Origin of the sequence: Enterococcus avium (genome assembly GCF_002891025.1) — a bacterium.
GTDB lineage: Bacteria > Bacillota > Bacilli > Lactobacillales > Enterococcaceae > Enterococcus_A > Enterococcus_A avium.
This window is the reverse complement of sequence record NZ_NBSL01000003.1, coordinates 892,132-918,046: the sequence shown is the minus strand read 5'-3', so window position 1 is coordinate 918,046 and position 25,915 is coordinate 892,132. Positions and strand designations below refer to the sequence as shown.

At 36.8% G+C, this 25,915-nt stretch carries 20 protein-coding genes; 4 read left to right on the top strand and 16 right to left on the bottom strand.

What is annotated here, in order from left to right; translation table 11 throughout:
* Window positions 1-67: 67 nt before the first annotated feature.
* From arsB to AUF14_RS19970, 4 genes are all read right to left on the bottom strand, one after another.
* A complete protein-coding gene (gene arsB / locus AUF14_RS19985; RefSeq protein ID WP_016178411.1) occupies window positions 68-1,153 on the bottom strand; it encodes an ACR3 family arsenite efflux transporter in 1,086 nt (361 codons plus the stop codon).
* 278 nt (window positions 1,154-1,431) lie between these two features.
* A complete protein-coding gene (arsA, locus tag AUF14_RS19980) occupies window positions 1,432-3,159 on the bottom strand; it encodes an arsenical pump-driving ATPase (protein ID WP_016178412.1) in 1,728 nt (575 codons plus the stop codon).
* Window positions 3,160-3,194: 35 nt separating this feature from the next.
* Complete coding sequence (gene arsD, locus AUF14_RS19975) at window positions 3,195-3,572, bottom strand: arsenite efflux transporter metallochaperone ArsD (protein WP_016178413.1); 378 nt, start codon at window positions 3,570-3,572, stop codon at window positions 3,195-3,197.
* A complete protein-coding gene (locus tag AUF14_RS19970) occupies window positions 3,550-3,897 on the bottom strand; it encodes an ArsR/SmtB family transcription factor (RefSeq protein ID WP_016178414.1) in 348 nt (115 codons plus the stop codon). Before AUF14_RS19970 ends, arsD begins: the two co-directional genes overlap by 23 nt.
* Window positions 3,898-4,390: 493 nt before the next feature.
* Between AUF14_RS19970 and AUF14_RS19965 the strand changes: the two genes are divergently transcribed.
* Window positions 4,391-5,320: a sulfurtransferase gene (locus AUF14_RS19965; protein WP_016178415.1), complete on the top strand. Its 930-nt coding sequence runs from the start codon at window positions 4,391-4,393 to the stop codon at window positions 5,318-5,320.
* Window positions 5,320-6,030 (top strand): TVP38/TMEM64 family protein, encoded by a 711-nt coding sequence (locus tag AUF14_RS19960; RefSeq protein ID WP_016178416.1) that lies wholly within the window; start codon window positions 5,320-5,322, stop codon window positions 6,028-6,030. The genes AUF14_RS19965 and AUF14_RS19960 overlap by 1 nt, the downstream gene beginning before the upstream one ends.
* 507 nt (window positions 6,031-6,537) lie before the next feature.
* On the opposite strand, the gene AUF14_RS19950 is transcribed toward AUF14_RS19960, so the two are convergent.
* From AUF14_RS19950 to AUF14_RS19935, 4 genes are all read right to left on the bottom strand, one after another.
* Window positions 6,538-7,998, bottom strand: coding sequence for an SMODS domain-containing nucleotidyltransferase (locus AUF14_RS19950; protein ID WP_016178417.1), 1,461 nt, complete (start codon window positions 7,996-7,998; stop codon window positions 6,538-6,540).
* Window positions 7,999-8,002: 4 nt separating this feature from the next.
* Window positions 8,003-8,731 (bottom strand): DUF6602 domain-containing protein, encoded by a 729-nt coding sequence (locus AUF14_RS19945; protein ID WP_227132322.1) that lies wholly within the window; start codon window positions 8,729-8,731, stop codon window positions 8,003-8,005.
* A gap of 253 nt (window positions 8,732-8,984) precedes the next feature.
* Window positions 8,985-11,888, bottom strand: a complete 2,904-nt coding sequence (locus AUF14_RS19940; RefSeq protein WP_016178419.1) for an SIR2 family protein — start codon at window positions 11,886-11,888, stop codon at window positions 8,985-8,987.
* 450 nt (window positions 11,889-12,338) lie between these two features.
* Window positions 12,339-13,682, bottom strand: coding sequence for an MFS transporter (locus AUF14_RS19935; protein WP_227656408.1), 1,344 nt, complete (start codon window positions 13,680-13,682; stop codon window positions 12,339-12,341).
* A 324-nt stretch (window positions 13,683-14,006) separates the two neighbouring features.
* Between AUF14_RS19935 and AUF14_RS19930 the strand changes: the two genes are divergently transcribed.
* Entirely contained in the window at window positions 14,007-15,194 is a 1,188-nt protein-coding gene (locus tag AUF14_RS19930; protein ID WP_002297293.1) for an IS110 family RNA-guided transposase, read from the top strand.
* Window positions 15,195-15,339: 145 nt separating this feature from the next.
* Here AUF14_RS19930 and AUF14_RS19925 read toward each other — a convergent pair whose 3' ends face one another.
* Complete coding sequence (locus tag AUF14_RS19925; protein ID WP_102866569.1) at window positions 15,340-17,334, bottom strand: alpha-L-rhamnosidase-related protein; 1,995 nt, start codon at window positions 17,332-17,334, stop codon at window positions 15,340-15,342.
* Window positions 17,335-17,345: 11 nt separating this feature from the next.
* Window positions 17,346-18,671 carry an MFS transporter gene (locus AUF14_RS19920; protein ID WP_102866568.1) on the bottom strand — a complete coding sequence of 442 codons (1,326 nt, stop codon included), beginning with the start codon at window positions 18,669-18,671 and terminating at the stop codon, window positions 17,346-17,348.
* Between the two features lie 167 nt (window positions 18,672-18,838).
* Between AUF14_RS19920 and AUF14_RS19915 the strand changes: the two genes are divergently transcribed.
* Entirely contained in the window at window positions 18,839-19,807 is a 969-nt protein-coding gene (locus AUF14_RS19915) for an AraC family transcriptional regulator (protein ID WP_102866567.1), read from the top strand.
* 260 nt (window positions 19,808-20,067) lie between these two features.
* On the opposite strand, the gene AUF14_RS19910 is transcribed toward AUF14_RS19915, so the two are convergent.
* The 6 genes from AUF14_RS19910 to AUF14_RS19885 form a co-directional block, all read right to left on the bottom strand.
* Window positions 20,068-20,748, bottom strand: coding sequence for a DUF2922 family protein (locus AUF14_RS19910; RefSeq protein ID WP_102866566.1), 681 nt, complete (start codon window positions 20,746-20,748; stop codon window positions 20,068-20,070).
* A gap of 58 nt (window positions 20,749-20,806) precedes the next feature.
* Complete coding sequence (locus tag AUF14_RS19905) at window positions 20,807-21,190, bottom strand: hypothetical protein (RefSeq protein ID WP_102866565.1); 384 nt, start codon at window positions 21,188-21,190, stop codon at window positions 20,807-20,809.
* Between the two features lie 500 nt (window positions 21,191-21,690).
* The gene (locus tag AUF14_RS19900) at window positions 21,691-22,407 is read right to left on the bottom strand and encodes an alpha/beta hydrolase (protein WP_102866564.1); all 717 of its coding nucleotides are present in this window, start codon (window positions 22,405-22,407) and stop codon (window positions 21,691-21,693) included.
* A gap of 188 nt (window positions 22,408-22,595) precedes the next feature.
* Entirely contained in the window at window positions 22,596-23,507 is a 912-nt protein-coding gene (locus AUF14_RS19895) for a LysR family transcriptional regulator (protein WP_102866563.1), read from the bottom strand.
* Between the two features lie 22 nt (window positions 23,508-23,529).
* Entirely contained in the window at window positions 23,530-24,627 is a 1,098-nt protein-coding gene (locus AUF14_RS19890) for an aminotransferase class I/II-fold pyridoxal phosphate-dependent enzyme (protein WP_102866562.1), read from the bottom strand.
* On the bottom strand, window positions 24,578-25,831 hold the full coding sequence (locus tag AUF14_RS19885) for a MalY/PatB family protein (RefSeq protein ID WP_016178431.1): 1,254 nt from the start codon (window positions 25,829-25,831) through the stop codon (window positions 24,578-24,580). Before AUF14_RS19885 ends, AUF14_RS19890 begins: the two co-directional genes overlap by 50 nt.
* Window positions 25,832-25,915: the final 84 nt, after the last annotated feature.

Genomic DNA, 25,915 nt, shown 5'->3' with positions numbered 1-25,915 from the left:
AGTTTTATTACCTCAACGATTTGCTATTTAATTAATTTCCCTACACCTATCAAAGCTTTCTTCTCAATCAATTATACAGATTATCCATTTTGGTAATCTCATCTGACTTTGCAAACCATGACTTTGTATTATTGGAAATTTTTACTAGTAGCAACATTACGGGTACTTCAACTAGCACTCCTACCACTGTTGCTAAAGTCGCCCCTGACTGTAGTCCGAAAAGAGAGATTGCTACAGCCACTGCCAGTTCAAAAAAATTACTTGCTCCGATCATTCCCGCTGGTGAAGCAATTTCATGAGGTAACTTCCAAAATCTTGCCCATCCATAAGCAATAGTGAAAATCAGTAGTGTTTGAATGGTTAGTGGGACTGCAATTAATAAAATATGCGTTGGATTTGCCAGTATTTTTTCTCCTTGAAAAGAAAAAATGATAATTAAGGTTAGCAATAGACCGACAATTGTCACAGAATCAAATTTCTTTAGAAAAACATTTTCGAAATAGTCTTTGCCTTTATTTTTGATTATCAATACTCTAGTAACAAAACCTAGAAGTAATGGTACTACCACAAAAAGAATCGTTGATAGGAGTAGCGTTCCCATTGGAACAACAACATTATCCACACCAAGTAGAAAAGCGACAATTGGTGCAAATAATATAAGAATAATTAGATCATTGATCGCTACTTGCACCAAAGTATACGCTGCATCCCCTTTTGTTAAGTAGCTCCATACAAATACCATGGCCGTACAAGGCGCTGCTCCTAAAATGACTGCACCAGCAACGTACTCTTTCGCTAATTCAACAGGAATAAGATTTTTAAAAACTACATAGAAGAAAAATGCGGATATAGCATACATTGTAAATGGCTTGATCAACCAATTCGTCACGCAGGTAACAACTAATCCTTTTGGTTTTTTAGCTGCACTTACAATACTTGTAAAATCAATCTTTAACATCATTGGATAAATCATTAACCATATTAAAATTGCCGTGGGAATTGATACCTGATAATACTCAAACTTGCTTAATGTATCAGGAACACCCGGTAAGAATTTCCCAATTAGTACTCCTACAGCCATGCATAAAATTACCCATAACGTCAGATATTTTTCAAAAATACCTAAACCCTTTTTATCATTTTTAGAACTCATCTATTTCCTCCTATTGGCTTGCGCCTTCTTTTGAAAAATTTTTTTAAACTTTAAAAAAACACTCACTTAAGCAATTTGAACTTGAATCTCGGTAGTGAATGACAACGATATTTTGATCAGATAGCTTGTACTATTCTTTGAAAATGAAATAGCATTGTGATGGCTAATCGAACAATATCCATAGGCGACTTGATTGCTTTTCACTTTTTATCTAAATTTTTCGCAAATTAATAGATGAACCCCTATATAGAGATTCATCTATATTAAATTCAAAAAAATTAATGAACTAATTCTGCATCAAAATTTGGGACCCATTCAGCAACTGCAAAATGTCCATCTGAGAGATGTTTTACTTTGTTAATCCATTCGATTTCATTCGCAGCACGTGCCTTTAACACCTCGTTGGACGTATCAGTAGTGTACATGCTTTGATTGACTAACCACCATGTATGTGCAATTTTTGCACGATCCAAATCTTCATCTAAGCGCATTGATTCGTAAACCGGTGTTGTTTCAGGAAGTGTGACCATTAATACTTCCGTTTCATTTCCGTTCTGTAATCTTGGCAATAGCTTTTGAATCGACATTGGTACTTCGCCTGAGCTTCTCTCAACTTCTCTTGCATAGCTTTGAGTAGAGTCTAAAAGAAGTAAAGTATGTCCTGTAGGTGCTGTGTCAATAACCACAATCTCATTTTCTGATTTATCTACGATTTCCGCAAAAGCTCTAAATACTGCGATTTCTTGTGTACATGGTGAACGAAGATCCTCTTCAACATAAGCAACATCATCCGCGTCCATCGTCTCACGAGCTTTTGAAAGAACCTCTTCTTTGTAAGCCTCTAGTTCTTTCTCCTCGTCGATATGACTGATTGAAATTGGCAGCTCATTGGAAAGAAACAAGTTTAGGTGATCAGCAGGGTCAGTTGTCGCCAAATGAACCTTTTTACCTGATTGTGCCAGCTTCTCAGCGATTTGAATTGCAACAGTCGTCTTACCAACGCCACCCTTACCCATCGTAAAGATAATCTTTTTATTTGTGCGAATAAACTCATTTACGATCGCATCCAAATTAGGAAACTCAGCATGTTCTTGTGCCTGTTCTAAAATAGTAGGTTGTTGATCGCTCAATAAAATTTGGAGTTTATCTACACCAGTAACATTGTAAGGGCGAAGAGGAATGTAGTAGGTATCAAATTTACTCAACGGCTCTGGCATTTCTTTTAGATCATTTTGTTGTTCAGAATAAATTACTTGAGAAATCGCATCATCAGGATTAATCAATAGACCATTCACAACTAATTTTTGATTTTCGATTCCCAATTTTAGCAACTCCTCTGAAGCACGCTCTGCTTCAATCAAGGGAGAGGCTTGCGGACGGGTGACTAGAATCAAAGTCGTTTGGCTAGCATTGCTCAAAGTTTCAACCGCTTTTTCATACATAGTTTTTTTGTCGCCCAAGCCGGATAATTGTCCCAAGCAAGAAACACCAGTGGTATTTTCATCGAGGAAATTATTCCAGGCAGAAGGCAACTGTAGCATTCTTAATGTATGACCCGTAGGAGCTGTATCAAAGATGACATAGTCATATTGTTCTGCTACTTCTTTATCAGTCAAAAAGTTCGCGAACTCGTTAAAAGCAGCGATTTCCACTGTACAAGATCCTGATAATTGTTCTTCCATATTGACTAGGGCACTATCAGGAAGAATACCACGATATGGACCGACGATACTCTCTTTATACTCTTCCGCAGCAGTGATTGGATCAAAGTTCGCTACTTTCAAGTTATCAATTCCATCAATCGCAGTTGGCTTGTTGGTCAAAGTGGTTTGAAAAACATCTTGCAGGTTTGAAGCCGGATCGGTACTAACCAACATGACCTTATTGCCCTCCTGTGCCAAAGATGTTGCCGTGGCACAAGCAGTTGTTGTTTTACCAACGCCACCTTTGCCTGTGAAAAACAGATATTTTGTTAATCCCATCTTTTGGGGAATATATTGAAGCATTCCATCTCCTCCTTATTCTATTTTAAAGAAGGCTGTTAGCAACAGCCTTCGGACCCACTATTTCCGCCGCAGCAACCGCCTGAATTACCGGCTGGTTGAGTAACAAAATGGACATCACCATATTTTCCAAACTCTTCTAGTGTAGGATATGATCCTTCTTTTACGATTTCGCCGTCTAGTAAAGTCACTGGCAAAATATCATTTCCTTTTTCTTGGAGTAGTTTTAAAATTGTTGGTTGATTCACAAACGCGTCTGGATCGCTCGTTAAATTATGGCGAGAAGCATCCACTGAATCGATCCCTTCAAAAGTTTCAAAAACTGAGGTCACCATTAATAATTCTTCATCCACTGATGGACCACAGACTCCTGTTGAACAGCACATTGCTGGTTCAAATAGTTCCAATTTTTTCATCACTTTTTTCTCCTTTACAATCACAGTTTATTTTTTTACAAATGCAATCATCTTTAGCAGAGAATAATTGCATCATTGAACCCATAAATTGATCGATAAACACATCTGTTAGTTGATAGTGATGCCATGTACCTTCCTTCGTTACAAGAACAACTCCGGCTTTTTCCAATACTTTCATATGATGAGAAAGTGTTGGTTGTGTAAAATCAAAATGATCTAAGATATCACAAGCACACAGACTGCCGCATGACAAAAGATCGATGATTTTCAGCCGTTTAGGATCAGCAAGTGCTTTTAAAGTTTTGGACATATCTTCATAATTCATAATACTATTCCTCCTTACATAGAAACTCATCTATGTTTACAATATAGATGTACATCTATATGTTGTCAAGAGTTTCTGTCTTTTCTATTTCTGATAATCTATTCTTTTATAAAGATTATAATAAGTTAGTATTGTAATAAAGAAAACGTTTTTATATACTTCTACATGAAGACTGCCGTAAAAACAATTGGGGGTGAAGGCAATGTTTGCATTGCATCTATGACAATGAGTAACAAGCAAACTTAGAGTTTCTAAGAATGTAAATGAATCCTTCCCTCCAAATCTCTTCTATTGTTAAATGTGAAATCAATCACTACTAGAGGATTATTCTGGAGAACATACGAATACGTATGTTTCTTTTTTATGCATTAAATTACTGTGAGTGGATGTCTTCCGATTTGGAAGGAATAGTTTTTCATTTATTTTTTTGTTATCGTATTTTTAATTTGTAGGTTGATTTGGATGATCAAATCAATACATTAGGAGGATCATTATGAAAAAAGTTTTAACATTAGCAGTACTGGCATTTGGTTTAACTATTACGGGTTGTGGAAGCTCAAATGATGCTACAGATGATTCAACAAAAGAAGCAACTAGTCCTAAAACGACTTTTAAGGGAGAATATACTGTTGATGCAGATTACGTGAAGAATAACCTTGATGATATCATTCTGATCGACGCTCGCGGTGATGATGCTGCCAAGAAAGGGACGGTAAAAAAAGCTGTTCCAATGGCTTGGCAATATCTAGCGGATGTGGAAAGTGGTGCTTCTGGTGACGAAAATTGGGGGTTAGTCTTAGAACCTAAAAAGTTGGCTGAGCGTCTTGGTGATAAAGGGATTGATAAAGATAAAGAAGTCGTTCTATTTGCCTCTGCTCAAGATGGCTGGGGTGACGATGGACGGATTGCGTGGGAATTGCTTGCTGCTGGATATAAAGATGTAAAAATGGTTGATGGCGGTTTCTCTGCACTTAAAGATGCCGGAATAAAAACGAATAAAGGCGGAACTGAATTAAAACCTGTAGACGTTGAGATAGATTCTCTGAACCAAGATCATATGATCAAAACAGACGAACTAAAAGCGGATTACGATGAGTATAAAGTTGTCGATGTTCGTGCGGATGAAGAATACAATGGTGAAGTGTTATATGGTGAGGCAAAAGGCGGGCATCTTCCTGGAGCAATCCAAGTTCGATATACTGATATGTTCAATAAGAATGGTACTCTAAAGAGCAATGAGAAATTGACTAAACTATTTGAAGATGCAGGCTTGTCAAAAGATGATAAAATCGTGACTTACTGTACCGCGGGAATCCGTTCAGCCTACACTCAATTAGTGATGGATATGTGTGGATTCAAAAACGTTAAAAACTATGATGGTTCTTTCTATCGTTGGGCTAAAGTAGAAGATGTTGAAAAATAATGAAGAAGCTGAATAAGAAACAACTAGCCAGAATTATACTAATAATCATTGTATTAGTTAGTGTCATTTGTTTCATGTACATCCCTGCTTTCAAATCTAAACTTACTCAAGTGTTGATGCTGTTTCGCTCAATGAGTGTCGAAAGTATCATTGGATATATAAAATCATTTGGTGCTTGGGCAATTCTGATTTCGTTTCTATTAATGATGTTTCAATCAGTTATCGCTCCGTTACCTGCATTTTTGATTACTTTTGCAAATGCAGCGGTATTCGGCTGGTGGCAAGGAGCAATTCTTTCTTGGAGCAGCGCAATGGCGGGAGCGTTACTATGTTTCTATATTGCTCGAATCGCTGGCAGAGATGTTGTAGAGAAAATAAATAAGAATTTTTCCCTACAGAAATTAGATGAATATTTTGACCGATATGGGAAACACACGATTCTTATTTGTCGGTTGTTACCCTTCATTTCTTTTGATTTTATCAGTTATGCTGCTGGGTTGACAGCGATCAAACCGATTCCTTTTTTGGTCGCTACTGGATTAGGACAATTGCCAGCTACGATAGTTTATTCTTATGTAGGAAGTAACTTAACCGGTAATAGCCAAAAGATTATGTTTGGCTTGTTGAGCATGTTCGCTTTGTTTATTGGGATTTATGTAATAAAACAAATCTACAATGAACGTAGAAAAAAAGAATCAGCAAAACCATAGAATGAGAGGGGACTAACTGATTGAATCGGTCCCCCCTTTCGTCATTTCAAACTTCTCTCTATTCACCCTATCATCAAATCTAAAATGCTTAACTACCAAAAAATATCATCATTTATCATACGACACGATTTGATTACTATCATTTTCAATTATTAAATTGACTTTTCTAATTTCTCTAGCTAATATAATACTGAAAGAAGTCAGAAATTCTTTTGACCTAAGTGGAATTTCTGAAGGATTATCCTTTACCTGGAAGGGAACCAGATTATCTGGCGTGATAGTTAGGTCGACTATCAAAAAACTTACTTTCAAAGTCACGGTGCATGACTTCCAATTTCTACTTCTTATTTCATTGCTGACGGTAGTCGTAATGAAGAATTTATATCAAGTTGTTTGAGATACATTTTGTAAGATGGCTTAGAAGATGCCTAGGATATACCTAAAAGAATGCACCAAATTAGGCTGTAAATTTTCTAGATTCTTAGGAAATTTACAGCCTTTTTGTGTTCAATTGTTTTCACTCTTTTGGAAATAATTTTCTTCCAGTAGTTTTAGCGCAATTCTATATGACTCAACAGTATCAGAGTAATCACCTTTAATTATTTTTGCTCTTAATATATCAATTAACCTTTTTCTAAAGTAAGTATTATCAATAATATATTTTACGTCATAATTTGACAGATAAAACCCGTCTTCGACCATAAGACATATAGAATTATAGTATTCTTCTTTTAATTCTAGCGCTTTATACAACGAAGCAAAATAGCTATATTCATATCCTCTAAAACTACTATTTTTCTTTTTTTTAATTGATTCCAAAATCTTAATCATATCCATCCAATATTCTCTGCCCATCCCTTTTATTAACTCGTCAGAGAGATTGTATTTTGCTTCTTGTAAGAAGTCCAAATAAACATCATACTTTATTTCGTCCTCTTTTTTTTGCATACTTTTTTCTCTATTTTCAATTTCCTTTTTTTTATTTTCATAATCCTTGATTTCTACACTTAACTGTTTTGACTTTTCAATAACTTGATTTAATAGCTGATCCATTTGTCTTTTTAGAGAGAAAGAATACTCTTCTCGAACATCTTCTATACTTTTACCACCGCTATTACCTAATATTTTTTCCCAAGCCTCGACAGTGCAATGATTCTCTCTCAAAAACAATAGATCTTGTTGAAGTAATTCTATAAATTTAGAAAAATCATCAAATGTATACTTATCAAATAAATTGTTTTTTGGTAAAACTGGATCGTAAACTGATGGAACTACTTTTTTATCTATATAGACTGTTTTATAATTATCTACTATGTTCTCCATCGTCATTACTAATAAGTTTTCGATATCGTATTTTGATTCACCAAAATTATCAGCAATTATTTTTTCTAAAAGAATTCCTTTTGGTAGTTTTAAATCGCCAACGACTTTTCGTTTTCTCCACCACTTAAAAATTTTAACAATAGGTTTGTATTTTCCTTCGTTTTTCATGTTAATTTCTGTAGACCAAGAAATATGTTTCTTAGGATCAGTTAAATTCCACTCATCCTTTTCATGGTTTCCAATATAAAAATGATCAGCCTCTTTAACGATTGGCACAACATCAATATGATAATTGGCCATCTCAATTCCAATAGATTTAGATTGTAGTTTGACTTCTTTGTATTTACTGTTGTTTTTTAACACACTTTTCAATTCATTCAATACCTGAACTGGAGGCGTATCTCTTGTATAATTTGTTAGAACCACAATATCTACATCTTGATTTTCTTCATTTAAGCTTGGTCGTATCGAAGTATTTTTCGCATATGAACCAGATAAAAATGTATCAATGTGCTTAGTCTTATACTCAATGTGGTTCTTAAGATAATCTCTTAGATTAGACTGTAAACTACTGACATATGACTTTGTTGTTTTGCTTAGTTCGATGTTCGTAAGTAAATTAGTAAAATAACTGGAGTTTCCCATAAATTCAATCCTCTCTTTTCAATTGGATACTATCTAATGAAAAGTCAGCGTACTCTCTTATATCGATAGCTGGGCTGGTGCCAAGTTTATAAAGCTCATCAAGTATAATAAAAAAGAAAGATAAAATGACTTCATCAGAATTAGAATTCACTACATTAACAGTATTGTCATTTTTATCCTTAATAGTTATAAATGAAAAATTGTTAATTGCACAACCTAAATCAATTGCTGGATATTCAGCTAAATATCGGCGAAGATTTTCAAAAGAAATAGAATTTGAAGCTAAAATACCACCGAGTATTTTTGTCAAAGCTCTTGCTGGTACGGTTTTTCCGGCTACAATCATAGGTCTAGAACTTCTATATAGCTTTCTTACCGACTGTATTTTTTTTTGAGCATATTCCAAATACCCTTTATTAATTTCCTGTTTAACTTCAAATACTGCATAAACACTTTCAGAAGTAATAAATTTTTCTCCAACTTCTGTCTCGAAAATTAATGGAGTATAAAGTGAATCATATATTATTACATCTATTTGTTCACTCAAGTTTCCTTTAGAATCAAATATAAACCCTTTATCTACAGCATATTTACTGGGTAAAAAGCTTTTAAAAAAATTGATCCAAGCATTTTCACAATTATCACCTTTAGAAGTGGGATGATTAATATCAGCTTCTAGTTTTGTAATTAATGTTTTTTGCTTATTCTCTAATAAAGATTTAATTGACGTCAAAGTGGGAACCCCTCTCAAATAAATTCTTGCATAAAGTATATCATGGTTTAATCTATTCATATGTTCTGTCTTAGTAAATGTGTCCACAAAAAATCGTTACTCAAATATTAAACGTTTAGTCTTGTATTTGTGTAACGAGCAGTTATTTTAGAAAATGTTACTACTTTTTTTACTAGTTATTAATCAGATTTAAAAACTTTATCTTTTCTTTCCCAATGAAAAGGTAGCAAAGGTTACTTACTAACACTACTACTTATGAGTAGTTCCAAAATTCTTCTTCTGAGGCTATATATTTGAAGAATATTTTCTTCTGCTCTTCTTTTGCATCACCATTGTTAATGTCTTTGATCAAATTTTTTTTGATTTTTTCTTTTCCGTGAATTAAAATTTTCTCTCTGTAGAAATCATTCTTAAATAGGTTTACCCACATATATTCCTTAAAATCAATTTTTGAATAATCAAATGACTCATAATTGAAAATGAAATCAAGAAAAACAGAACTTGTGGTAAAAGGCTTTAAAAATTCAATATTATCCACTGTACCTAACAAATAGAAAACTATGGATTTCTCAATTGTTTCCTTTTCTGGATCAGGAAAACTACTGTATCCTGACTTCCTTTTTTCAATTGTTTGATCAATTAACTGTACAAATTCTCTTTTAACAGACTCATCGATGTGTATAACATCAAGGCGTATTAGATTCAAAAGAACTCCAGAATCCAGAATAATCACATTCTTATTAATCAGAACAGAATATTCTCGTTTCTGCTTCTCAGACATCATTGGGTACATTAAGCCTAAAAAATTAACTCTCTCCCGAGTATGGATCATTTCTAACTCAAGTTGTCTAATAGTGGTCTGTATTTTTTCATTTCTATAAAAAGATTCGTTTTCTTTCAGCTTAGATATCAGCTTAAGAAAATCATGTCCTTCTCGAGCCTCTTTTCCTAATCTCTCTAATAAAAGAACAAAATAGTCAACAGATATTTTCGATCCTTGAGATATAAAATAGTTGATTACCTTAATTAAACTAATTGATATTTTAGGATCAACCCCACGAAAATCATTAAATGTTGGATGGGCCAACATTTCAAAAATCGATGTAAGAATTTGTTTTTTATCGTTTTCATCTACTTCACAATGCATTAAAAGAAAGAAAAAAATAGGAAGTTGCTCAAATAACTTTTTACTCCCTTTTTCCAAACAAAAAATAGTAGATTCACAAAAATTCTTAAAAATATTCGTAACACTTGTTTCTTCATCAAAGGTAATATTTGGGATTTTATGATCTATAATATATTTTTTTATTTCTGAATAATCGGAATAAGAAATAAAAATATTAACATCATCAGCACACCACTCATATTTTTTTAATGGGGTTCCAAATCCAAATAAAATATCTTTTTTCTTTTCGATTTGCTTTTGTGATATTAACAAAGCTTTCAAATAGACAGTAAAAAAAACTTTTGTTTCAAGGTATGAGTCTATTAGAACTCCATTTTTCCGAATGAACAGAAAGTGGTGATAAGCAATTGTTTGGATTTCAGGCAAATCCCCAAACTCTTTATTAGTATGTGCGTATGGGTTTTCATAATAATTTTCTGTTTTAAGTAATAAATCTTCCATTTTCTTGAATTTCTGAATGTCATAACCACTTTGAACTATTTTATATAAGTAATCATAGGCCAGCTTTTCCTTTTTTGATAACATTTCATAGTATCTAATTACTTCATGCTTTGAATATCCTTCTCTCATCACCCTTTTTTTGAAAAGAATCTCGTTAAATTTGTAAAGTAGAGTTTCCCATCTCGTTAGTTGATTAATCTCATTTTTTTCCATTTGATAATATTTTTTTAGTTCTCCATCTGAAATATTAATAATCGAGCGATAGTAATTTTTAACTAATTCACTTTCGTCAGAATTAACTAATTGTTTTTCAAGCTCTTCATATTGAAAAGTACAGGCTAAATCATAAAGAATAGATTCATTATCATTCACCCTGTAAATTTCGATCGGTTCAGAAATCCTATCCTTAAAATAATACACAGAATAAATTCCTGCTCTGTTCCAATAATCACAAATCGTTGGGTCATTACTCAGACTCACCCAATTTCTGAACATTCTTTCATCATAAAAACCAATACTACCACTTTCATAATTATCATCCTTAATCCCACTAACTACTTTCAAGTCATCAATATTAATCCAACTCATTGAATCAAAAACAGAATATCTGCCTTTTAAGAAAGCTGCATAATCCGTAAGGCTCATATCTAGATCATCATCTTTTATAATCTGTAAACAAGTATATAATCGTTTTCCTACATCATGCTCTAAGTCAGCGTGCTCAAACCTCTCAATCAATGATTCATCTAAAAATGAGCTGTCAATTATTGAAAGATTTTTGTGTCGCCAGTATTTTAGCTCAAATTCTTCTGGTTTCTGATTTTGAATAATATAATTTTTATGTCTTAAATTTTGAACAGATTCTTTTGAAGATAAGTAATCAATCCAGCTCATAATCTGTTTCAAGTTGTAATCATTTAGAGAATAACCCACGAATAGAAAAACGTGATTTACTAATAGAGATTTAATGAACGTTTCAATCAGTATGTGCTTATTTGAATAGTTTAAGTAGTCATCTTCTCTCAAAACAATGTTTTCTAAGTCGTCTATATCTCCGTGCATTTTTATGATGTAATGTTCCCCTTGGTTTGATAATAGCATTCCATCAGAAGAAACTACTCTATATTGAGAATCGTTCATATCACCTGAGGATTCTAACAGTTTGTCATAATTAGTCGTTATAATGTGATTGGGTAGCATATTGACAATTAGTTTATGCAGTGGATTTGAGAAAAAGTTCTCGTTCTTAAGCTCATGCCCAATGATCTCAAAATACTTTTTGGTGTCCGTATCGTAAACATATTGCGGAATTTTGAGCAGTTCGTCTGAAGAGAACTTATAATTGCCTTTTTCAGAAGATCGACAATATGGACCATAATTGATTTCTTCAGCAAATACTTTAACTAATTCAGACCATGATGGTAATCCCGAGTTAGCGGATACACCAGCACCCACAAATATAACCAAATTATTATTTTCAAGAGCTTCTCGAATTTTCCTAAATTCGGGTAAATATGTTTGCTTGGACATTTCAAAACCTCTTTCTAAGGAAAATATTCTCCTCTTGATTATACCAATGTTCGAATAACTATTACTATCAATTATAAATTAGAAACCTAAAAAGAAAATGCTCGGTAAGATTTGTCAAAGAATATATCTCTTTCTTTTAGTTCACCTTGAAAAGAAAGATGTATTTTTGTCAAACAAGTTAATTTTTTTATACCGATTTTGTACTTTATTTTTTAACAAAATAGACAGCTGTCAGCCATATATTTGAATTTTATTCCGCAAAATAATAAAGTTCAAAGCGAAATAAAGTCAATTCTAAATTTAATGGACTTTATCAAATATTCTTTGGTATGCCAATGATTAGTGATGATTCCTCAAAAGTACAAAAAAATTTACTTATAACAACCAACATTCGTTCTAGCCATATCAAACGAATGTTGGTTGTTTTATGTTCATGCCTTTTCAATCTAATTATGCCATCGGAGAGTTGCTTTTTTCTTTCAAAAGTGACTTTTTCTTAGAGAAAACAAAGCCGTAGTTAAAGACTAGAATGGTCAAAATATACAAAACAAAAGGAATGGCAAAGGTTGAAACAATGATTCCAACAGACGCGCTGTTCAGCTGTTCCTTATTTGCAACATAACCTGTATAAGATAAGACAAATCCAGGGACAGCACCACCTAAAGCCATCGCAAATTTCATGATAAGTGAGTTCAGTGACGCGATTAATCCTGCTGGTTCAAAGCCCAGTTTTTTGCGAACGATATCAACATTATCAGCAGAGATGCTGTACTGCAAAGTGTTCGTAAAGCCTAATCCGAATTGCACCAAGACATAGCCTATCAAAAAGGCAAGCTTTAAATTCTTAAACGCCATTAGAAAGAGCATAGAAATGCTAATTATTACCATAGCGCCAGTATATAAGTTGATTTTTCCAATTCTTTTAGAAATGCTTGGTACAAGAATCCCAGCACCTAAAGCCCCGAACAAACCAATGAAACTCGCTAAACTTAATAAGCGCGGTTCCTTTATAATATAGCTTAAATAATACAACAGAGAGCCGTTAAAAATATTTGTAGCGGCGGTAATAAAGAGCATACTGATAAAGAGAGTCGCAACTTCTTTAATCTTCAAAATCTTTAGTGCATCTTTGATTGAGTAGTGTTTCTTTTTCGATTTTGAAGGCTCCATGTGTTCAATCACTCGTTCCTTAAGCGTTAAGGTTCCCACAATGGTAAAGAAGGCCACTACGATGACAGTTCCAACGATTAAGATCAGATAGCCGGAAATTTTACTGCTATTATTTGCCAGAATTAAAGGAGCGGCGATATTTAACAATGTTGGCCCTACGGTGTAGGAAATCCCTTTAATCGAAGACAATATATTGCGCTCAGATTCTTGAGTTGTCAATACGGGAATCAAGCTGTTTAACGGAATATCCATCAAATCGAAGGTGATGCCTAGCAGAATATAGGAAAAACTGATCGCTAAAATTTTCTGTCCTTCAAAAAGCAATGGAGAAAACCATACTAATAAGTAATTGAGACAACAGATAAGTGAACCTGCGATTAGAATTGGTTTGTACTTTCCGATTTTCGTCCGGGGAAAGCGATCAATCAGAAAACCAAGCAAGGGATCACTTACCCCATCCAACAATCTTGAAATCAAGAACAAGGTACCGACAATGGCGGGATCAATTCCCACGACATCCGTATAAAAGATTAAGAGATAGGTATTCAACAACGTCATGATTGGTATGTTTCCTAAATTCGTTAAAGCAAAACCGATTTTTTCAATTATCCCGATTTTCGTCACTTGTATTTTCCACCTTGTATATTAGAGTTAGGGTTTTAACCTTCCGGTTTTGATTGGATAACCCTATGAACCATCGTTATTTTAATTTGGTATTAACTCATTTCTTTTGAGATAATATATTTATTGGATTGAGAGGCTAAGCCGTTCCCCCCTTGGGTCATTGAACCCGCACTCGAGAGACTGGCTCCTCTCTCTGATAAGTGGATTGCGTATGAGTTAGATGTTGAAAGTCCTTACTTTACTCCGTATCTCGTACAAGGTAGTGACGCTTTTCAGTTGAGTGGATTTCAATCCAAAATTCTTTTTTTGAAAGGTCAGATATACATGTACTTTTTAGGCATTGATATCGGTAAACGCACTCACGTTGCTTCTATCATGAACGAGGAAGGAAAGGTATTACTAAAAGGTTTTTCATTTCCTAACACCACTGAAGGAGCAGAGTCATTAATTGAGCGAATGGTCGACTATTCCGGAGCACCCAGTGACTTTGTTATAGGGATGGAAGCCACGGGGCACTATTGGCTGTCCATCTTTTCATACCTTCACGAATCAGATTATTTGATTCACGTTGTGAATCCCCTTCAAACAGACGGATGGCGTAAAGGTACAGAAATACGGAAACGAAAAAACGATATTATTGATTCTGTTTTGATTGCTGACTTAATGCGCTATGGCTCATTTGTCGAAACGGTCTTATCCGATGAAAATGTTTTTTCTTTGAAACAACTTTCTCGTTACCGAACTTATTTAGTAGGTACAGCGAGCGACTTCAAAAGAAAAATTATAGCCGTATTGGATCAAGTCTTTCCAGAATACGCGACGATTTTTACCAAGCAGGGCGTTTTCGGAAAAGCTTCTAAAGAGTTATTGCTGGCGTTTAGTGCCCCGATCGACTTAGAAAACATTTCCTCAGAAACTTTGGCCCAATACTTAGCTGAGTTAAGCAGGAACCGAATCAAGGCAGAAAAAGCGGACCAATTGAAGCAAGCAGCTTCTAACTCCTTTGGAGTAAAATTTGCTCAAGAAGCGTTCACCTTCCAACTACGTTCAATGATTGAACAATTAAAATTCATTGAAAGCCAAATAAAGGAAACGGAAAGAGAAATCAAGCACATAATGGACACTTTAAATTCTGTTATTCTCACAATTCCTGGAATTGGTCCTATAAACGGTGCGACTATTCTTGGTGAGATCGGAGATATTCAAAAATTTTCTAACCCGAAAAAACTCGTTGCTTACGCTGGGATAGACGCTTCCGTGACACAATCAGGTCAATATGAGGCAACGCATAATGTTATGAGTAAACGAGGGTCTCCATATTTGCGAAAAGCCTTGTTTTCGGCGGCTTTAGTAGCTTCTCAATGTGATCCTGTTTTTAGTGCGTTTTACCAGAAAAAAGTTTCCGAAGGAAAACATCATCTAACTGCCTTAGGTGCGGTTTCTCGTAAGCTTTGTTACGTGATTCATGCTATTTTGACTAAAAACGAGCCTTATATAATTGTTTCTGATTAGCTATTGAACATTCAAAAAAACTAATGGTAAGAAGCTTATTTGTTGTACCCTTTTTTCGGAATTATCTGTTATAAAATATTTTTTGATTTGGCTAATTTTTACTTGACTCTATATAGTTAGTCTCTCTTCTTCAAAAGCAACAGTATCAATAACTATTCCCGACCAATTCTTTTGGTAAATCGAAGGCATATTCCATATTCGCTTTAAGGACGACATCCGTACCATTTAGCAACATTGTGCCCCCTTCTTTCGTCGAACAAACAACTAGCGTATTTGCTTCTTTTTTAATTCGTATCGACCCTCCTTTTATTGGAAATGTACAATCGATCGCAGAAAAACATTCAAGCTTTGGTTCGACAGAAAAGGTTTGATACCCTGGCGAGGTTGGTCGGATACCTGCAAAATATCTGCCTAACAAATAGATTGGACTAGCTCCCCAAGCGTGACACAAACTTTTGCCAAATGGATCTCCGTACATTTCGTAAACAGCATTCCCCTTTTCATCAGGGATATATTCTTCCCAAAAGGTAACGGCATCCTGCTGGACCATGCCGCCCCAGTAATCACAAATAATGTTAAAGACTCGATCGGTTTGACCTAGCTTACATAATGCGTCTTGTTCAAAAAATTTGAAATAAGGAGTGGTGATTTGAGTAATCTCCTCGTTTAACAGGACGTTTTGTAAGATTTTTTCCGCTTTTAACTTATCCACAAAATCAAATAGAACAGCAAAAATATTGGCGTGTCTTGTAACATGTCGTTTACCCGATTCATAGGAATCAATAAAGGCGCCCTTTTCCTCATCCCAAAAATAAGTCATCAGGTTTCTTTCTAGCTGCTTATACTTAGCTGAATACTCACTCGTGTCTTCACCAACAACTGATCCGCAAACGATCATTGCGTTATAAGCCTTCAGCAGCAATATCTGCTCAGCAGCTAACGTACCTTCCTTATCCATTTCTGACCAATCAATAAAGATCCAGTCTTTTTCTCTTCCATAGATAAAGCCCAACTCGTTAGTTTGAGCTAGTAGATAATCCATCATGGATTTCATTTTTGGATAAATCTGTTTCAAGAATTCTTTGTTACCGGTCATCATGTAATGGTTTTCTACTGCGATAACCCACAATATCGAGTAATCCACAATGGTATTCATATGCTGCTTAATCTCATTTTGCCCACGCAGCGCAAGCATAGTCCTAGTGTTAATGTCCTCATCAAAGAATAAGTATTGATTGATAAAGTAACTTTGATAAGCATCTCCTGACCAAATCCAACGATCTCGTTTGATTCCATCTAAGAAAAACATTCCGCTGCATAAGGTAAAGGTTTCCACTGAAATATTCCAAATACGATTCATTAACTCATTGTCGGAATCAAAGGAAGCTTGATTTTTTAAAGGAATAAACCCATGGATCGCCTCTATTTCAACTTGTTCTGGAGTAGTCTCCGGGATAAACAGGTAACGGAATGCTCGTTTCCGCGGCGTACTATTTGCGTCGGCATTTTCTTCTTTGTAGTAGCACATGTCAATGTCCAATGCTTCCGCATCGGACTCGCCATAGCAAATCGTTATCGGTTTATCTAATGCTAATTTCTTAATGTCTAATGTACCGAAAACTGCTCGTCCGTAGTCGATCAAAACACCACCATTGATTGACGAAACAGTCGCTGCTTGCACCCTTTCCGTATTGAAATAGACGTTATTTGGGTCCTGTTCTTTATCTGTATACAATGTGCTACTGCCAGCAGGCAATTCTTCAACAAAATTACTTGCTGACCAGCCACCATCACTCTTAATTATTTCACCTTCGATATAAGCAGCCGGCAGGCCAGCTGTGTTGCCGACAAACACCCGGATTTTATTTTTCCCTGGTTCACAAAGAATTTTTTTACCAAAAGGAAATTTTTCTCCATTGACTTCAACATAGCCGATCCCGATTGCATGAACCACAAAACTCGTTGCCTTTTCCAAGGTGTAATAACGTTTAAACTTTACATTCTTATGACAATCATCCATATTCCAGTAGGCAGGCCAATCATAGCTGCGCTCTTCTCTTGAAAAATTCTGCAATAATCCTTGTCGAATCTCAAAATCTCCCGGATACCATATCCATCTTGCATTTTCTGTTTTTTCCATCGTTATCCCACCTAAACATTGTCAGTATTAAGCTCGTTATCATCAATCGAATCCTCGATTGCTACGACCTTATTTTTCTTTTGAAGACGCATCATCATGATTCCAGCAAAAGTAGCGCACAAGACGATACCGGCAAATCCGTACATTGACGTTTGAATTTTTCCTGGAGTAACTAAAAAGGGTGTTATAAATGCGAATAAACCGCAGCATACTCTAGAAAAGCCATTAATAAATCCTTGGATTGTAGCTCGTACTTCTGTCGGAAATGATTCCTGTGTCCAAACTTTATAGATTGCTTCTCCGGCCATCGGATTTCCAAAGTTATAAAATCCAATGGTGACAGCCAGCATGATAAAACCTGTTCCGCCCCCAATAACCGCCATACTAAGCATCGCCATAAATTGGACAAACGCACCGACGAAAAAGGCCTTATTTCGATACTTACTACCAGAAACAGAAGCAAATAAAATCGTGGTTACCAGCGATACAATATTCAAGACGATACCCAGTCCAGTTGCCTGTGCTTGAGAAGCACCTGCATTTGTTAATGCGTAGGTTTGGAATTGTCCCCACGTATTAGCTAATAAATTCCAGCATACATAGAAAATCAAAATAGCTAAAAAGTACCCTAAGAACTTGTTTTTGTTTTCTCCAAATAGCACAGACTTTATTGAGACTTCCTGTTTTTCCTGCGAGCCGTCTTTAAGTAGTTTTTGCCGTTGGAGCCCTTCCTCATGAAATCTCTTGAATTTTTTAGAAACGCTGCGCCAAATCCAAGTGAATAAGGAGAAGGCAAATAATATTGCGAACACTATCCGAGCACCCAATACTCCGCTTACACCAGATAGTAAAAACGAACAGATATAAGAAATAAAAATCCCTACCTGCCAAAAAATCTGGGTAGAAGATACTAATTCCGCAGAGGTCTTTTCATCTGGTGCATCATGTGAAACCACCGTTAAACTAATCGGCAGATCAGCTCCTGACGCCACTCCCATCACTAAGACACCCGCAAGCAATGCAGCAAAATTTCCTGAAAAAATACAAATCATCGACCCAATCGCATAAAATAAATTAATCCAGTTAAAGGAATTGAATAATCCGAATAAACTTGTAATCTTCCCAGCAAATAATGATCCAAAGGCAATAGCGAAAGTTAAGCCTCCTGAAATAAATCCAACCTGTGAAGTCGTCAACCCCAGCCCTTGCTGCCAAACAGGAATGGTGGCGGAAAGTCCGACAATACAGCCAGAACCTAACATAGAACCAATCCCCGCAGCCGTTGCTAATGGGCTATATTCCTTAACTAAGGACTTGCTTTGTGTACTACTATTCATTTGTTTTAAATCTCCTTTCTTTTTACATCCATATATTAACCGCTTTCACTAGAGGGCTTCAATTTCAAAAAGATAGAATAGTTATAGCCAAAATACAGGTTCTGTGATATTTTGGAACTTTTTAACGGTCAATGAGTATACTTAAGACTGATAGGAGGAGTACGCCAATGGAGGAATTATTGAAGCATCTGTATGATGAGACAACTGTAGAAGATTTGCAAAAGAAGACTGGAAAAAATATTAATACAATGAATTTGAAATATCATCGTTCGATCGTCCCTGAGATACCTCAGGCTGATTTTTTTAAATACGGAAATATCGCTATAAACAAACATGCGCGGTTTTCATATACACCCGCACATACACACAGTTTTATTGAAATTAACTACGTGCTGAACGGTCAATGCACGCAACGCTTAAATGGTGAAAAATTTCTTTTAAAAAAGGATCAATTGGTTATTTTAGATCGCAAAGTAATCCAGCAAATTGATCATGTCGACTCAGAGGATATTCTGATCAATATTTTACTGGACAAAGAATCTATCCAAAATGAAATCATACCGAACCTCCCCGCTTCGAGAAATTTAGTTACGGATTTCTTCTTTCAGGCTGCCAACGCTGAAAATGAGCACAATAATTACATTCTTTTGGATGCATCCAAAAGTGAACTTTCCAAGAAGCTTTTTTTTGCCCTTTTACTGGCTGGGTATAACCGAACCAACGGAGATAAAAGGCTTCTGATCAACTTGCTTTATTGTGCTTTAATGGTTGAAATCTCGTCGATCCCGATTATCAGTACAAACAAGAAATTGACCATTAACGATCCACTGATTCAAATTTTAAAATATATTAATGATCATTACACAACTATCACGTTGAAATCTTTAGGAAAAAAATTTGGATACAACAAAAATTATCTAAGTAATCTGCTTAAGGATAAGACCGGCAGCAGCTTTCAAGAACTAATTGATCAAAAACGCGTTTCCGAAGCAAAACGACTGATGAGTGAAACTGAAGACAGCTTAAGCACGATCGCTATGAAAATTGGCTATAAAAGTGTCCCCTCGATATTCAAATTATTCAAAAAGGAAACAGGCCAAACACCCAATTTTTTCAGAAATGAACATTCAAATTGATTCAGCTTAATATCAGCTAGATGAGGGCTTCGAAGAGCTTTTCATACTTAAAAAATCTCTTCGTTTTGACTGACACGTCTGGTCTATGAAAAATACCATAATTGAGGAAAGGATTAATCCTCGCACATTGTTCAGCAAATTCTCCCACGGCAAACAGCCCGCAGCTTTTGCGGGCTTAAAATTTGCGCTCACCTTTTCAAATCGTACACACTTCCGCCTCATCCCAACGTTGGATTTTTTGATAAGGTGGAAATCGGTACTTATTCTCGCTTGCGCATACGATTGAGCAGACGTTTACGAGCTTTTTTTGGTTTTACAGGCGGCGATTCTTTATTTGCGGAGGCTATTGGTTCTTCTGATTCCTTCTCATATTTCGCCGTAATAATCAGCTTCGCTGGCGTTGCTTGCTCATCTACCGCCAGATCCTCTACGGAGACGCCTGCTGGCAGACTGGATGTAATCATCATCAGCGCCTGACTTTCACTGATATCCTGCGGTTCCACTCCCATTGACAGCTGGATGGTTTTGATCAACCAGCCTGGTTTTGGCTGCTCTTCGGTGATTGTGAAATCCTCTGGAAAGCGGATTTGTCCTGCATTTTTTACAGACTTCGGCTGCGGTTTTTCTTTTGCAACAGTCGCCTCTACAACTGGCTGTGCGCCAGCTGTCTCCATCATGACATTCATTGGATCGTTTGCTGGTTTCTCAATTTCTTCTTTATCATCAAAGATCGTGCGGACTTCTCGCACGATTACTTTGGCGTGCAAAACTTCTTTGAATAGCGCAATCCCGTCTTTTTCAAACAGGCCGATCTTGGTTAATTTGGTTAATGCTGTTTTGACTTGATCCGCAGTTTTGGTGGGATCAAAATGTTTAAATTTTAAATGATGGGGCTTGCCAAGTTCGTCGGCAAATTCCGCATCTAACGTAATCGTTTTCATTTTTTGGTTTTCTTCCTTTCGTTTTTCGTTTTTTCTACACCTGGAATGGAAATATTCGTCATGATTCCGCGAATCCTGTTAATGGTTCTTCGGTAATTTGATTTAATAATTGTTCAGCTTCTTCAGCGACATAGGTTTGCGCTGGGAATAATTTCGCGGATAATAATTGCCATTCTTTCTTTCCAAAATAATCAGTAAAATAAATATAATAGCGACGCATTGCGGCAGTTGAGCGGTTTTTTAAGAAAATGTAGTTCGCTAATCCGCGTAACACACTCTTGAATTCTGATTCGCAGAGTTCTGCTCTAACTTGCAGTGCAATCAACAGTTCGATGGTGGCCGTGCCATCTTTTGTCTCATGGTAAAACTTGCGAATGCGTTTTTCGATTGTCTGCCGTGACAACGTAAATAGTTTTTTATCGGTAATGCCATACTCGTGCATTCAATCTCCCCCTTTCGTTTAGAATAGTTCTTTGTTGAGATATCTACACCACTAACATACGCCTATTTCCACGGGATTTACACACCAAAAATTTGATTGCAACTAAAATATAAAAAACCTAAACTAAGAAATACGACAACCACGCGTCAAACTCCTCCATAAAATAACTTAATACAAAAATAAATACCCGTATTTTTATCTAAAAATATGAAAAAAGCTCACGAAATGATTGTATTTTGAATAAAATCAGCTCGTTTAAACACTGAAAGAGCTGATTGAGAGGCATCATTAAAACAGTGTAATTTTTTTTACTTTAAGATGCCTTTCACTTTTGATGTTTATTAGATTTGTCTGCCAAGACATATAGATTGTTCTACTGTTGTATCAAGTTCACAATAATTAGCCGATGAGACGCAGCTAAATAAAATCTGTCAAAATCATGCCTCTTGATTCACTAGATCACCAAAAAGACCGATCAGTTTTCCCGATCGGTCCATTGATTAAACTTCCTTATTTAGCCAAGTAATCAGCCTTTGAGCTACCTGCTCATTTTGATCGCTGATATCTGATTTTCCATCGCCCTTTTGAGCGCCATACGCACCAAAGCCGCCATGATTTCCACCGACGATCTCTTGATAATTTGTGTCTTTAGGCAAATCCTCTTTGGCTTTTTGATAAGCGTCACGATTCAATACCTCATCCTTCTCTCCAGTCAAGGAGAGTACGGGCAGCTTCTTATCAGCTAAGCTTCCCATTTCATCTGGATAACTGGCTAAGAAAAACACTCCTACTAATCTATCAGAATGCTCCTTGGCAAAACGGCTTGCCATTACACCGCCTAATGAGTGACCTCCCAACACAAAGTCTCGTTTAGGTTGCTGAGAAAGTACCTGCTCCCCACGATTTGGTGCTAAGATCGCCAAATCCAGCGGCATTTTCAATAGATAAACTGGATAGCCAGCCTTTGCCAGCGTTTGAGCCCAGGGACTATAGCTTCCTGGATCGACTAAGGCCCCGGGATAAAAAATGATTATCGGCTTCGATTTGTCCTCAGAAGGAAAATACAGCCAATCCTTGCCTTCTTCTGCCTGTTCCGTCACCTGCTGCGCGGCCTCTGTCGGAGCATAAGTTTGCGTTTTTACATACGCAATTCCGCCGATTATCACGACAACGATTCCGATAAGAACAGTCAGAAGGAGCTTTTTCCATTTCTTCACTGTGATCGTTCCTTTCCTTCGTTGTCATCATATCATTTTCCAGTATTTTGGAGCAATTTTTGTGACCCTGCTTTTCTAGTAATTAACGTTCCGACAACCGTTTACCCACGACTAAAGTCACAGGTGTGCGCGCCTCGCTCAATCAACTGTGCCGCACCAATGAGCCTTTTTTATGGAATTTGGTGTTTTTATTTAGGATCTCTAGCGCTTTTCTGTAATGTTTTCTTCAAATGCTTGAGAAAGTATTCTCCAAATTCTGTCGGTTTGCGCATTTTATTAGAGATCACCACTAAAGAATGAACCTCGGCATCCTTCAAGGGACGAAGTACGATTTTCTCCTTAGTTAAACCGTTGATGATGCCTAAGCCAGAAGCATACGCATCAGATGCAGCTAGTAAATTCATCAGAGTTCCACGGTCACTGGTGTAGAAATTGGATTGCTCTTTGGATATGTCAATCGGGTCCTCATCTAAATGGACTGAACCGCTGTCCTCTTGAAAAAAACGGACTTGAGGATAAACCAAAAGATCCTCCTTCGTTATGACTGATTTCCCACTAAGCGGATGGTCCGCGCCCAAATAAATATGCGTAGAAAAATTCCCCAGCACCTCAAATTTCAAACTTTCTTGGCTGAAATAACGCTCAAGTAATCGCTTATTTTGCGGATTCAGATACAAAATTCCTAGCTCGCTTTCAAAATCTCGAATGCTTTCAAGAATTCGTTTGGTAGTCGTCTCAATTAAATAGAAATTCCGACAATCCGCTTGAAATTTCTTCGTAACTTTCGCAAAAGGCTCATAAAGAAAGTCATAATGCTGGGAAACCACGGTGAAGCTCTTCTTTGTTCCCAACGAAAAATGGTTTTCCATCTCTTCTACCTGAGCCAAGATTCGTTTGGCATAGATCAAGAAGTCGCTACCCGCTTCTGTCAAGCAAACACCGGATTTGGAGCGATGGAACAGCTGAATGTCCAGCTCCTTTTCTACCTCCTTAATGGCGCTAGAAAGACTGGGCTGCGTGACATACAGCTCTTTAGCTGCTTGACTAAAGCTTCCGACCTTAGCGATCGTCAGTACGTAACGATATTGCTGTAAATTCATGATTTACTCCTTTCTATAGTGCTTATTCGTCAAATACCTGGAAGCCGCAAATCAGATCCTCCAATAAATCCTGACTGTCTTCAATCCCGATCGAAAGACGCAATAAATGATCCGTTAGTCCGTAAGATTCACGTAATTCTTTGGGAATATCCCCATGCGTTTGCGTTGTTGGATAGGTGATCAGCGTCTCCACCCCGCCTAAGCTTTCAGCGAAGGTAATCAAATTCAGTCGGTTTAAAAATTCTGGTATCTTGGCTGCATCACGAACACAAAAGCTAATCATCGCGCCAATTCCTGGATAAAGGACCTTCTCAATTGGTGAAATATTCTCTAAAGCTGCTGCAATTTTCTGCGCATTGCGCTCCTGCTGCTCAAAACGGACCTTTAGCGTCTTGAGACTACGAATGAACAGCCAGCTGTCAAAGCTGGATAAGGTTGGACCCGTAGTATTGCTGAGCCATGCCAATCTTTCACCAACCTCTGGTTCTTTCGCCACAACGACGCCTGCCAATAAATCATTGTGACCGCTTAAAAATTTGGTCCCTGAATGAACCACAATATCCGCCCCTTCTTTCAAAGGCTGCTGACGCAAGGGAGTTGAAAATGTATTATCTACAATTAATAGTGCACGATATTGATGCGCCAGCTTTGCTGCTTCAGTGATTGAGACCTCCTGCATTAAAGGATTCGTCGGTGTTTCTAAAAAGACGGCTGTGATTTCTTCATTGATTTGACTTTTTAAGCTGTCAAAATCCTCAAAATAATGAAAGACTGACGCATTTTGCCGCTCTAGCTCTTGAAAATAACGATAACTGCCGCCATAGAGATCTCTCGATACTAAAAATTCACTCTTAGCCGGAAAATAATTAAAGACTAGCTGAATCGCACTCATTCCTGAACTGGTAACGATTGCTTGACTGCCAGCTTCTAAATTTGCCAGTGCTTCTTCTAAAATTGTTCGCGTAGGATTTTTAGTCCGAGTATAGTCATATCCGGTGCTTTGTCCCAACGCTGGATGAGAAAAAGTCGTCGATAAATAAATCGGTGCTGAGACTGCTCCTGTCTGTAGGTCACTGTGATTGCCGATCTGCGCTAATTCTGTTGCTGTTTGATAATTCATCTGTGATACCTCCTTTAATGCTGTGATCCACTTCGATTAATCTTTTCACTGCGGCTTCAATATTTTCTGGTTTTGTTGCTAAATTTATACGGATGAATCCTTTAGTCTCCGACGAAAACCAAGCACCATAATCAATGGCTAAGCCGGCTTGATCTTGGATGTAATGCTTTATCTCGTATAATTTTGGCAGCCAATTTCTTATGTCTAGCCAAGCTAAATAAGTACCTTGCAGCTCGCTGATCTTAATCTCAGGAATATTTTCTGCTAATCGTCCCCTTAACAGTTGATAGTTTTTCTCCACCACAGCCAGTAAGTCTCGTAGCCACTCATCGCCTGTAGCATAGGCAGTCATTGCAGCTGTCTGACCTAAGGCACTAAGACCGGTATGGCGATGCTGCTTTTCCCATTGTTGATATTTTTTTCGTAGCTTCGGATCAGGCAGCCAGATATGCGCATTCAGTAGTGACGCCAAATTAAAAGTTTTCGACGGCGCGTTGCAGACAATCAGCTGCTCGAAACAATCTAATTCCTCAGCGATCGTTAGTGCAGAAACAAACGAATGACCAGACAAAATCAAATCTGAATGAATTTCATCGGAAATGACCAATACATCATATTTTTGACACAGGGAAAGAACTTCCTTTAGTTCTTCTCTGCGCCAGACGCGTCCAACTGGATTATGCGGGGAGCAAAGAAGAAACAGTTTCACCTCATTTTCCATTAGCTGCCGCTGGAAATGAACCAGATCCATTCGATAGCCGTCCTCTGTTTCTAATAAATTCGATGTGAGCAATTCCCGCTGCTGGTCTTCAATCACATTAAAGAAGGGGTAATAAACAGGCGGCTGAATGAGGATCTGATCGCCTTTTTCGGTAAAGCATTCGATCAAATCGTGAAGCCCCTGTACAACACCCGTCGTAAAATGCAGCCATTCCTTACGAAATCTAGTTTGTTCATGGCGCTCCTGCCAGCTTGCATAAGCAGAAAAATAATCTTCTGGAAGCAAGGAATAGCCAAAGATGCCATGCTCGATCCGTTCCGTTAATGCTGCTTGAACAGTTGTCGGCATAGAAAAATCCATGTCCGCTATCCAAAGCGGCAGCAAGCCTTCAGCACCGTACCGTTCCTTCAAACCATCCCACTTCAAGGAGTCTGTTTGTTTTCTGTTTTGATAAAATGTCTGGACAAAATCTGCAATTTCCATCTGCTCACTCCTTTTTTTGAAAATAAAAAAGTCCCTTTGTCAATTGACAAAGGGACGGATTATACCGTGTTACCACCCAAATTC